The sequence below is a fragment of the Massilimicrobiota sp. An134 genome, from assembly GCF_002160815.1.
Taxonomy (GTDB): Bacteria; Bacillota_I; Bacilli_A; order Erysipelotrichales; family Coprobacillaceae; genus Allocoprobacillus; species Allocoprobacillus merdigallinarum.
Genome location: NZ_NFLH01000051.1, coordinates 1 through 11440 on the forward strand (window position 1 = coordinate 1; position 11440 = coordinate 11440).

Annotated in this window: 12 protein-coding genes; 10 read left to right on the forward strand and 2 right to left on the reverse strand. The window is 31.6% G+C overall.

What is annotated here, in order from left to right; translation table 11 throughout:
- The first annotated feature begins 124 nt into the window (after positions 1-124).
- From xth to B5E79_RS12705, 9 genes are all read left to right on the forward strand, one after another.
- The gene (xth, locus tag B5E79_RS12665; RefSeq protein ID WP_087244405.1) at positions 125-883 is read left to right on the forward strand and encodes an exodeoxyribonuclease III; all 759 of its coding nucleotides are present in this window, start codon (positions 125-127) and stop codon (positions 881-883) included.
- On the forward strand, positions 880-1419 hold the full coding sequence (gene yfcE / locus B5E79_RS12670) for a phosphodiesterase (RefSeq protein ID WP_087244406.1): 540 nt from the start codon (positions 880-882) through the stop codon (positions 1417-1419). The genes xth and yfcE overlap by 4 nt, the downstream gene beginning before the upstream one ends.
- A 67-nt stretch (positions 1420-1486) precedes the next feature.
- On the forward strand, positions 1487-2197 hold the full coding sequence (locus B5E79_RS12675) for a GntR family transcriptional regulator (protein WP_087298285.1): 711 nt from the start codon (positions 1487-1489) through the stop codon (positions 2195-2197).
- A gap of 280 nt (positions 2198-2477) precedes the next feature.
- Entirely contained in the window at positions 2478-3887 is a 1410-nt protein-coding gene (locus B5E79_RS12680; protein WP_087298286.1) for a PTS sugar transporter subunit IIC, read from the forward strand.
- A gap of 117 nt (positions 3888-4004) precedes the next feature.
- On the forward strand, positions 4005-4529 hold the full coding sequence (locus tag B5E79_RS12685) for a hypothetical protein (protein ID WP_087244409.1): 525 nt from the start codon (positions 4005-4007) through the stop codon (positions 4527-4529).
- Positions 4530-4625: 96 nt separating this feature from the next.
- Complete coding sequence (locus B5E79_RS12690) at positions 4626-5492, forward strand: tyrosine-type recombinase/integrase (RefSeq protein ID WP_241147150.1); 867 nt, start codon at positions 4626-4628, stop codon at positions 5490-5492.
- A gap of 51 nt (positions 5493-5543) precedes the next feature.
- Complete coding sequence (locus B5E79_RS12695) at positions 5544-6536, forward strand: DUF7309 domain-containing protein (RefSeq protein ID WP_087244411.1); 993 nt, start codon at positions 5544-5546, stop codon at positions 6534-6536.
- A gap of 83 nt (positions 6537-6619) precedes the next feature.
- Complete coding sequence (locus B5E79_RS12700) at positions 6620-8221, forward strand: ABC-F family ATP-binding cassette domain-containing protein (RefSeq protein ID WP_087298287.1); 1602 nt, start codon at positions 6620-6622, stop codon at positions 8219-8221.
- A 281-nt stretch (positions 8222-8502) separates the two neighbouring features.
- Positions 8503-8709, forward strand: coding sequence for a hypothetical protein (locus B5E79_RS12705; protein ID WP_087298288.1), 207 nt, complete (start codon positions 8503-8505; stop codon positions 8707-8709).
- A gap of 333 nt (positions 8710-9042) precedes the next feature.
- Here the strand turns inward: B5E79_RS12705 and B5E79_RS12710 are convergent, their stop codons facing one another.
- Complete coding sequence (locus B5E79_RS12710; RefSeq protein ID WP_087298289.1) at positions 9043-9549, reverse strand: flavin reductase; 507 nt, start codon at positions 9547-9549, stop codon at positions 9043-9045.
- Between the two features lie 76 nt (positions 9550-9625).
- Here B5E79_RS12710 and B5E79_RS12715 point away from each other — a divergent pair, with 76 nt between their 5' ends.
- Positions 9626-10549, forward strand: coding sequence for an alpha/beta hydrolase (locus B5E79_RS12715; protein WP_087298290.1), 924 nt, complete (start codon positions 9626-9628; stop codon positions 10547-10549).
- A 78-nt stretch (positions 10550-10627) separates the two neighbouring features.
- Here the strand turns inward: B5E79_RS12715 and B5E79_RS12720 are convergent.
- A partial coding sequence (locus tag B5E79_RS12720) for a transposase (RefSeq protein ID WP_143746790.1) occupies positions 10628-11440 on the reverse strand: 813 nt, incomplete at its 5' end.

The window sequence follows — 11440 nt, forward strand, 5'->3', positions numbered from 1 at the left end:
ACACATATTTCAATTTTACATATAAACCTAAACGTCATCAACTACGTATTAATAAAGTTGATAGAAAGGAGAAGGTATATTTTAATGACTGATAAATGAGTCAATTATAATATACCAGGATATTATGTTATTTGTATCATGGAATGTGAATGGCTTAAGAGCATGCTTGAATAAAGGATTTCAAGATTTTTTCTTATCAGTTGATGCTGATATTTTTGCGATTCAGGAAACAAAACTTCAAAAGCATCAGCTTGATTTACAGTTTGATGGTTATGTCTCTTATTATAATGATGCCCTGAAGAAAGGATACAGTGGGACAGCTATTTATACAAAGAGAGAACCTCTTTCAGTCAGTTATGGTTTAGGTAAGGAAGAACATGATCAGGAAGGTCGTGTGATTACTTTAGAATATGAGAATTTTTATTTTGTTACTGTGTATACGCCTAATTCTAAAAGAGGCTTAGAACGTCTAGATTACCGCCAAGTGTGGGAAGATGCATTTAGAGAATATGTGAATACATTAAAACAGAAAAAATCTGTTGTGATTTGTGGCGATTTGAACGTGGCTCATCAGGAAATTGATTTAAAAAATGATAAAACAAATCATAAAAATGCTGGATTTACAGATGAAGAAAGACAAAAATTTACAGAATTACTAGAGAGTGGATTTATTGATACTTTCAGATATAAATATCCAACTTTAGAAAAATATTCTTGGTGGTCTTATATGTTTAAAGCAAGAGAAAAAAATGCTGGCTGGCGTATTGATTATTTTGTTGTATCAGATAATCTAAAAGAACAGATTCAAGATGCTTATATCTATAATGATGTATTTGGATCAGATCATTGTCCAGTCGGTGTTGAATTGGAGGGATTGCAATGAAATTCATGATTGTTTCAGATATTCATGGCTCATATACAGATTTAAAGAGAGTTATGGAGATTTATGAAGAAGAAAAAATGGATAAATTAGTTTTATTAGGTGATTTATTATATCATGGGCCTAGAAATCCTTTACCAGAAGGCTATCAGCCTCAAGAAGTCATGAAACTCTTGAATGCTTATAAAGAGAATATTATAGCAGTACGAGGAAACTGTGATGCTGAAGTGGATCAGATGGTATTGGAGTTTCCTATGAGAGGAGATTATAGTGAACTTTATTTAGATGGGCATCGTTTCTTTTTTACACATGGGCATTTATATGATGAAGAACACTTACCTATGTTAAAGGCGGGAGATGTCTTTATGTATGGTCATATTCATAAACCAGTGTTAAAAAAAGAAAATGATATCACGATTTTTAATCCATCTTCTATATCTTTGCCAAAGGCTGGACAGAAAAGCTTTGGTATCTATGAAAATGGTGAATTGAAAATTGTATCTTTTGATAAAAAGGTGCTTCAAAGTATAAAAATATAAAAAAATAGAAAAAAACCGTGAAATTAAATCAAAAGTATGGTATTTTTATATTGATAGGGGTGAGTATATGGCTAAGTACAGAGATATTGCTGATGATATTCGTCAAAAAATAAAAAATCAAGAATATACATTTGGTCAAAAACTTCCCTATGAGTATGTTTTATGTATGAGCTATCATTGTAATAAAGAAACAATGAAAAAGGCCTTAGATATATTGGTCAAAGAAGGACTCATTATCCGTCGTCGTGGTGCGGGTACATTTGTGAAGGATTATGATCCTGCCATGGATAATCCTGTTAGTAAATTTGGACGTGGTTTGACGGCACAATATGAAGGAATTAAAGAAGTCACAAGTGAAGTCCTGGAATTTGAAGTTGTTCCAGCGGATGAACATTTATCAGAGAAATTACAGATAGATGTTGGTGATTTTGTCTATCATATTATAAGGCTCAGATTTTTAGATAAAATTCCTCATTTAATTGATATTACATATATCCCCATTAGTGTTGTTCCTAATTTAAAGTTACAGCATTTAAAAGGATCTGTATATGGATATATCGAAAAAGTTTTAAAGTTAAAAATCCAAAGCTGTCATTTAACGATTAATGCAGCTTTATCTACACCTTTAGAACAACAATATTTGGGATTAAAAGAAAATGAGCCGTATATTCAAGAAGAGCAGATTTCTTTTTTAAGCAACGGTTCTATTTTCGAATATACACTCTCAAGACAGCATTTTTCTCATTTTGAATTTCAGACTGTTATAGTACAACAATAGCTATCCTAAGGGATAGTTTTTTACTAGAAAGAGTAGTCGGTATGATTAATGATTAAAAGACAAATATTTATAAAAAATGGCATAGTTATTCATATTTTGAGCAAAAAATAAAAAATACAAATAAAAAAAGGTAAAATAAAATAAAAAATAAGTAAAAAAACACTGTTAAAACCGTCTTTTATTGGAAAAGTACCATACTTTTGATATAAAAGCATTGACTTTTAATAAAAAAAATTTTATACTTATATTGTCAAAAATATTTTAAGGGAGGAAAAATTTTATGGATGCTTTTGCTGATAAGCTAGGGCGCATTGGAGCATGGGCTGGACAAAACAAATATCTTGGTGCCATCAAAAATGCGTTCCAAAACTTCATGCCAGCAACTATTGCTGGTGCCATTGGTGTTCTTTGGACAAACGTATTAATTACCGATGCTGTTGTCAATGGTGCACCTCAAGGGCTAGGTGGGTTAATTCCTGCTGTTATGGTTTTAGAACCAATTAATGCTGTATTCAACGCAATACAGTTCTGTTCAATTTCATGTATCGCTATTGGAATTGTTATGTTAGTTGCTCAAGAAATTGGGGAAGCTAACGGTGAAACTGGAGCTTTTCCAGCTATTTTAGGATTTATGTGCTGGGCTATGGTTACTCCAACTGCACATGCAGTAACTGGATTAACTGCTTACACTGATGCAGCTGGTACTGCTGTTACAATTGGAACAGTTTTAGAACAAGCTGGTGTTGATTTAGCTGGTGTAGGGACTTTCACTGGTTTTGCTGGAAGTTATATGGGAGCTACTGGTTTATTTACTTCATTGATTATTGGTATTTTTGGGCTTGAAATTTATAACTTCTTCCGTAAAAGAGAAGGATTAAAAATCAAAATGCCTGAACAAGTACCTCCAGGTGTTGCTCGTGCATTCGAAGTTTTAATTCCAACATTCTTAACTTTATTAGTTGTTGGTGTTATCGGATGGGCTGTACAAATGGCTACTGGTGGATTATATTTCAATGATGTTATTTCTACTTATTTACAACAACCATTACAAGATATCATTGGTGCTAATATCGTAGCAGTTATGTTAATGTATGTATTAATCTCATTATTCTGGTTAGTAGGTATTCATGGTAATAACATGTTATCTGCTGTTAAAGAACCAATCTTCCGTCCAATGTTATATGCAAATACAGCTGCATTTACTGCTGGAAAACATGGAGCAGAAATCCCTAATGTATTGAACTTAACAATGTTACAAATGTTCGCTGAATGGGGAGGTTCTGGGGTTACTTTAGGTTTAGTTATTGCAATCTTTATCTTTGGTAAACGTGAAGATAACCGTGCAATTGCTACATTATCTATCGTTCCAGGTCTTTTCAATATCAATGAAACAGTTACATTTGGTATTCCATTGGTATTAAACCCAATCTTAGGTATTCCATTTATTCTTGCTCCAGTAGCATGTATCTTCATCGGATGGTTATTAGTTACTATTGGATTCTGTCCAAAAATCGTTATCGAAGTTCCATGGACAATGCCACCATTATTATTAGGATTCTTAGCAACTGGTGGAAATTTCATGGGTGCTGTTTCACAAGTTATCGTTATTGTAGTATCTACATTAATTTATATTCCATTCGTAATTGTTTACGAAAGATTCCAAAACAAACAAGCTGCTGAAGCTGAATAAGATATTAAACGATTTTGAAAACTTAAAGAGCGGAATTTCCGCTCTTATTTTTTTAAAGTTTAAATTGTTATTTATATGTATATCGTGTATAATATTCAAAGGGAAGTGAGGAGTTTTATGGAAGAAGAAGTTAAAGAGTTTAAAGTGCGAATGAATACTGCAACAATTATTTTTCTTACTGCATTAGCATTCTATACTGTGTTTACAGTTTTCACGCAGGATAAACAGACTGCTTTGGTTATTGTCGTTTTTGCAATTGTTTGTTTTGCATTTTTCTTAGGATGTAGACCAAACAAATATACTATACATAATAGAGAATTAACAATTCATTATTATTTGTGGAAAAATAGTCATGTAGATTTAATGAACTGTGATACAATTTGTGATCCTGTTCCACGTATGGCTGACTTAGTGACAAGACCACATGCAATTGAACTTTATACAAATACAAAGAAAAGATATTGCTTTTTTCCAAAGAAAAGAGTTGAATTTGTACATGCAGTTGTAAAGGCTAATAAAAGAATTCATTGTACAGTTAAAGAATATACAGATGTTTATAGAATCTTAGAAAAGAAAGATCGTAAAGAAAGAAGAAAAGCAGAGAAAAAAGCTGCAAAAGAAGCTGCACAATCAAAGAGTTAATAAAGCGAGTATATAATCATAGAATTGATTATGTACTTTTTTTTCTCCTGAAATATGTCATTTTTTATGTATAATGAATAGAAGGAGGATATAATTATGCAATTAACATTAGAACATTTATCTTTTTATTTGAATCAATGTGAAAATAAACGTTTAAGCTGGCATACCTTAAAGGCTTATCGCATTGATTTAAAACAGTTTTATTCATTTATGATGAATAAGGATATGAATAAGCGTGAAATATCTTACTATATTCATTATCTGAATCATCATTTTAAGCCTAAGACAGTCAAACGCAAATTAGCGAGTTTACATGCTTTTTTTGAAGATATGGTCTTTTATGAAATAATTCAAGAGAATCCAATGGACAAAATAAGGTATAAAATTCAAGAAGAAAAGACTTTACCACGCATTATTCAATACCATCAATTACAGGATTTATTTCATCGTTTAGATCAAGATCAGCACTTTTTTATAAAAAGAGATAAAGCCGTGATTGAATTGCTTATTTCTACAGGAATTAGAGTTTCTGAATTATGTGCTATTAAAAATGAAGATATTTATTTAGAGGAAAAGTATCTCATTATTTATGGCAAGAATGCAAAAGAAAGAGTTATATTTTTAGGTGAGGAAGTTTATCTGGCATTAAAAGAATATGAACAGGCTTTTCATGACAGGATTAGTGAGCAGGAATATTTTTTTATCAATAATCAATATCATCGTTTAACAGATCAGTCTGTTCGTCATATTATCAATAGATATACAGATGATTTTCATATCACACCACATATGTTTCGCCATACCTTTGCCACAATGCTTTTAGAGCAGGATGTTGATATATCATATATCCAAAAGATATTAGGTCATAGCTCTATTACAACAACCAGCATTTATGCCTATGCTTCTATTCAAAGACAAAAAGAGATTATGATGAATAAAAATCCAAGGCAACTTATTAAATAATATTTCTTTTTTATATATTTTCATATATGATAATGATGAGGTGATAACAATATGCAAAGATATGAAGTCTGGCGACAATTATATACATATGCAGATGAGTGGGTACAGCTAAAACCATGGGAAGTCTTATGGAGTAATGATTTTGTTGCTTTAGAGATTAATGAGAAAACATATTATTGTACAATTATGGGGAAATTAGGTGATTGTATTGGGGTATCTATATATGAAGGAGAAGAGGGATATGCAGATTTATGTAGTATAGCTCATGAATATCCAGATCAGGCTATTGCGCAATATATGATGTTTGAACAAAATTGTTTAACATTTTATATGGGAGATCGCGAAGAGGTTCCAAAAGGTCAAAAAGAAATCATTAAAAAATTAGGATTAAAATATAGAGGAAAAGGACATTGGCCATATTTTCTTTCATTTGTGCCAAGATTTTATCCTTATGAAATTAATGATCAACAGGCAAGTGTGATTGTACAAGTTTTTAAGCATCTCATTCCACTTATGAAAGCTTATATGAATCACGAAGTTGCTGTGGATTTTGATAATGGTGAGATACTTTTTGCTCATGATCATCATGGTTGGAAATATGAAGCTATACAAAGACCTGAAGAACAAGAAAAATTCTATGTTGTAGATTTGGAAGATCAACAATATCTCAATTATTTAAAAGAGTTACCACAAACGCAAAATCAGTATATCATTGATTTGGCATATTTATCTGGTGGTTTTATAGATGAAAGATATGATCGTCCAGTCAGTTCGCTTGTTTTATTAGTTATGGATTTGCTTTCACAAGAAATTATTAATATATATATGTTAAAACCTGAAGATGATGAAGATTCTATATGTATTCAACAATTGAGTAAAGTTATAGAAAAATTTGGGAAACCACAGGAAATTTTTGTTAGAAATCCAAGAGTTTATAGCTCATTAGTTTCTATTTGTGACACATGTCAAATTGATGTACATATTACATCATTACCAATGATGGATGACGTTTTGGGTCAAATGGAAAGCTTTATGCAAATGTAATATGATTCTTTATACTCTTTCATTGCAAAAATATATCTTTCATGTATAATAGAATGGACTTGTCAAAAAGGAGAATTGATAAAATGATAGCAACTCAAAATGTGTCTTTGCGATATGGCGATCGTGCTTTATTTGAAAATGTATCTATTCAATTTACTGAAGGAAACTGTTATGGAATTATTGGTGCCAATGGGGCTGGTAAATCTACTTTTTTAAAGATTTTATCAGGAGAAATTGAACCGAATAAAGGTGAAGTTGTGATAACACCGGGACAGAGATTATCTGTATTAAAACAGGATCATTTTGCTTATGATGATCAGGAAGTTTTAAAAACAGTTTTAATGGGAAATAAACGTCTTTATGAAATTATGTTAAGAAAAGAAGAGCTTTACAGTAAAGCTGACTTTAATGATGAAGATGGTATTGAACTTGCTGAACTTGAAGGTGAGTTTATGGAAATGGATGGCTGGAATGCTGAAACTGATGCTGAAATTCTTTTAAATGGATTAGGTGTAACAGGTGAATATCATCACTTGCTTATGAAAGAATTAGGTGACCAACAAAAAGTCAAAGTTTTATTGGCACAGGCCTTATTTGGTAATCCTGATATTTTATTATTGGATGAGCCGACTAACCATTTGGATTTAAAAAGTGTCACATGGTTAGAAAATTTCTTATTGAATTTCCCTAATACAGTCATTGTTGTTTCTCATGATAGACATTTCTTGAATAAAGTTTGTACGCATATTGCGGATATTGATTATAGTAAAATTCAGTTATATATAGGAAATTATGATTTCTGGTATGAATATTCTCAGATGATGTTAAAACAGGCAAAAGAAATTAATAAAAAAGCTGAAGCAAAGAAAAAAGAATTGGAAGAATTTATTGCGCGTTTTAGTGCCAATGCTTCTAAAGCAAAACAGGCAACATCACGTAAAAAATTATTAGATAACTTAGAGATGGTAGATATTAAACCATCATTAAGAAGATATCCATTTATTGGTTTTACACCAGATAGAGAAGTTGGAAATATTGTTTTAACTGTTGAAGATTTAGGATACAGTCAAAATGGTGAACAAATCTTTGATCATGTCTCATTTTCTATTTCATCAAAAGATAAAGTTGCTTTTGTTTCAGATCATGAGCTGGCGGTGACAACTTTTTTTAAGATTATCATGGGTGAAATTACAGATTATACAGGAACTTTCCAATGGGGAGTGACAACATCTCAATCATATTTCCCAAAAGATAACAATGAATTTTTTGATGATTGTGATTTAACGCTTGTTGACTGGTTAAGACAATATGCTGGAGATGATGCTTATGAACAAGATTTAAGAGGCTGGTTAGGAAGAGTCTTATTTTCTGGAGAAGAAGCTTTAAAGAAAGCGAATGTCTTATCAGGTGGAGAAAAAGTCAGATGTATGCTGGCAAAAATGATGATGGCTAATGCCAATGTGCTTGTTTTGGATGAACCAACCAATCATTTGGATTTGGAATCTATACAGGCTCTTAATGAAGGATTAATTCGTTTTAAAGAAAATGTTTTATTTGCTTCTCATGACCATCAATTTGTTCAAACAATTGCGAATAGAATTATTGAATTAACACCACAGGGATGTATTGATCGTTTATCAACATATGATGAATATTTAGAATATAAAGAAACTTTAGAAAATTAAACAATAATCAAGCTTTTTTAATTCTTATCTGGTATGATTTCAAAAGAAAGATAATAATCATAAATTAAAGATTGATAAAGGAGACGATGTTCATGATTTCATTTCAAAATATTGCGATAACTCAAGATATGCATGATTGTTTGATTCCAGAAGATCTCAAGGCAGATGTTATTTATTATTTAAAAGGAGCTCATATTCCCTATAAATAAATCTATACCATGCAAAGAAGTCGAAGATGGTCCTGCTAAAGAGAAAGCAATCAATCAATATAGACAGGCAGGATGTCAATCTCATTTGCATTGATGGGTATTTTACAAGTTCCGATACAATCAGATATTATGTTTCAGCAGATCTGTCAATTCTTTGGTCCACAGATAGACTCTGATTTTGCGATTCAAAAACAAAATATTGAAAAGAAATCTGACGAAATGTACGAAAAGTGTTATAAAGACTGGTTACAGGAAGGAGAAATTCCTGTCAAAAAATAAGACTTATAAAATATGAAAGATTTAGGAATTATCTTTGCATATGATGATGCTTTTCGAGCAATCCGATTAGTAATGAATATGGAAATATATTTAAATCATGCTTGAGAACGTTTAACTGAAAAAGCAAAAGAAAAAGGTGGCAATGCTGTTTTAGGCATATGTTTTGATTTAAGAGATACATGAAAGCCCATGTTAATGGGAACAGTCGTTATATGAGAAGATGAGTAAAGTGATGTGTATGCATCACTTTTTTTGAATAGATTTTCAAAATATCGGAAACAATAGATAGTGATGTTTTATTTATGAAAAAACAAGCATATATAATAAAAAGGCTTATGTTCTTTGAACATAAACACCTTTTATTTTAGCAATATAAACACGGTGATAATCCTGATCAGGATACCATTTTGTATCTAGAGATGTATCTTTAAAGTTTTCAGGTTTAATGTCATCTTCATAGATTTTTTCAACAATGAAGACCAAATGTGCTTCTTCAAATGTAGGTACGTCATCAATATATGTGGTATGGAAATGAACATGATTGATTTTATCTTGATCACGTCCAGAAACTGTACCTAAAACAGAAAGTTCTTTCTTATATCCATTAAAAAATGATAGAGAGAAGCATTCTTGCTGGTCAACAAACTGTTTTGTATAGCGTTGTGGACGGATAAATGCATAAACAACGTTTTGTCCCCATAAAACACCCATACCGCCCCAAGAAGCTGTCATCGTATTGACTTTTTGATGATCACCAGCCGTTATAAGCATCCAGTCTTTGCCAATGGCCTGAAAAGTATTCATATCTAGAGTATTTATATCTATTTTTTCAAATGCCATCATTCTTCCTCCTTTTTCCTGATTATAACATAGTATATGCAAAAAATATGAAATATAAAGAGGTGAAACCATAAAAATGAAAAAAATCATCAAAATCATTTCAATCATTATCTTGATTTTGATAATATTTATCATGGGTATCACTTTATATATTGGAAATTATTTATATGACTATACCCTCAATCCCCATTCTAATCATTCCTTATTTGATAGTGAGCTTTATCAAAAAGATACCCAAGATGCTCAAAAATGGTTAGAAGATAAGAGTGTTCATCTTTCTATTTCAAGTTATGATAATCTTTTTTTACATGCTTATTATATTGAACAAAATAATCCCATTTATGCCATTATGGTGCATGGGTATCGAGGAGATAGTTCCAGCATTATTTCACCTGTCAAACATTTTTATGAGCAGGGATATAATCTTTTGATTCCTGATTTACGTGGTCATGGGCAAAGTGAAGGAGATTATATTGGAATGGGATGGGATGACCGTTATGATATTATGGGATGGATTGACTATCTTGTATCTCAAAATCCACAGGCTCAAATTATTTTATATGGTGTTTCTATGGGTGGAGCTACGGTCATGGATGTAGCTGGAGAAAATTTACCATCACAAGTGAAGGCTGTTATTGAAGATTGTGGTTATACGAGTGTCTGGGATGTTTTTCAATACCATATTCCTATGAAAAAGTGGCAAAGTGAAGTGGCTTTGCATATGGCAAGTCTTGTGACTCAAATAAGAGCGGGCTATGCTTTGGAAGATGTTCAACCTATTCAACAGGTTCAAAAAAGTCGGATTCCTATTTTATTTATTCATGGTCAGGACGATGATTTTGTCCCCGTGGATATGATAGATGAACTATATTTAAAAGCCAATTGCCCTAAAGAAAAACTTATTATTAAAGGAGCTGGTCATGCTCAAAGCTGTTCTACTGATGCGAAAACATATTATCAGACTATTTTTCAATTTATTCATCGTTATACAAAAAAATAGATGTTATCAAACATCTATTTTCAGACTGTTGACAAAGTGGTAGAATTTTTTATTAAATCTACCACTTCTTTTATTTTTTTATGAAAATTGATAAATTTGTATTGTTTTCCTTATATTTCCTTCTTTTTTATTGGGTGAGGGAATATTTATGAGTCCTTTCCTTTTCTTCATTCTCGCTAATTTGCCTAAATTATGGTAGCCAAAAATAATCAACGATTCCTGTTGATTTTTCTTTAGTTCTTTTAATCTTGTGAATCTTAGTCCATGCTTTTCTTTGCAATCTGCATAGACTCTTTCTATCGTCTCTTTTCTTAGTGGATAGATATCTTTCCATTCTGGTGTATATCTGTTCTCATCTGCTATTTCTCTATATTCCTCCCATACATGTCTTGTGATGACCTTCTGATGATTTTTGCTCTGTGTACATTTCTCTAAAAATGGACATCCTTCACAGTCCTTTGGATTTGATTTGTATTCCCTGTATCCTGATCTGTTTGTTGTAGTATATTTCAAATCCTTGTTATTGGGGCATATATAAATATCCAACTTTTCATCATAGACATATTCATATTTCTTGAAGTATCCTTTTTTTGTCATGGGTCTTTTATATGGCATATATGCTCTGATTCCGTCTTCTATGATTTCTCGACATATTGCTGGTGTCATGAATCCTGCATCCAGACTGATGTTATGTATTAAATCTCCATAGGTGTTCAACAGCTTTCTATACGCATCATGAAAAACAACACTATCGTGCTGATTGCCTGGTGCCACTGTATTATGCAGTACAAATCCATGTCTATCACAGAATGTCAGATTTGTATATGCAAAGCATTTCTGTTTTTCTCCCTTATGGAAGCATCCGCTTTCTGGGTCTGTCTTGCTTACCTT

Coding starts and splice junctions, on each gene's coding strand:
- B5E79_RS12710 (WP_087298289.1), bottom strand. CDS start 9,549: ATGGCATTTGAAAAAATAGATATAAATACTCTAGATATGAATACTTTT.
- B5E79_RS12705 (WP_087298288.1), top strand. CDS start 8,503: ATGTCAATCTCATTTGCATTGATGGGTATTTTACAAGTTCCGATACAA.
- B5E79_RS12715 (WP_087298290.1), top strand. CDS start 9,626: ATGAAAAAAATCATCAAAATCATTTCAATCATTATCTTGATTTTGATA.
- B5E79_RS12675 (WP_087298285.1), top strand. CDS start 1,487: ATGGCTAAGTACAGAGATATTGCTGATGATATTCGTCAAAAAATAAAA.
- B5E79_RS12695 (WP_087244411.1), top strand. CDS start 5,544: ATGCAAAGATATGAAGTCTGGCGACAATTATATACATATGCAGATGAG.
- xth (WP_087244405.1), top strand. CDS start 125: ATGTTATTTGTATCATGGAATGTGAATGGCTTAAGAGCATGCTTGAAT.
- B5E79_RS12690 (WP_241147150.1), top strand. CDS start 4,626: ATGCAATTAACATTAGAACATTTATCTTTTTATTTGAATCAATGTGAA.
- B5E79_RS12700 (WP_087298287.1), top strand. CDS start 6,620: ATGATAGCAACTCAAAATGTGTCTTTGCGATATGGCGATCGTGCTTTA.
- B5E79_RS12680 (WP_087298286.1), top strand. CDS start 2,478: ATGGATGCTTTTGCTGATAAGCTAGGGCGCATTGGAGCATGGGCTGGA.
- yfcE (WP_087244406.1), top strand. CDS start 880: ATGAAATTCATGATTGTTTCAGATATTCATGGCTCATATACAGATTTA.
- B5E79_RS12685 (WP_087244409.1), top strand. CDS start 4,005: ATGGAAGAAGAAGTTAAAGAGTTTAAAGTGCGAATGAATACTGCAACA.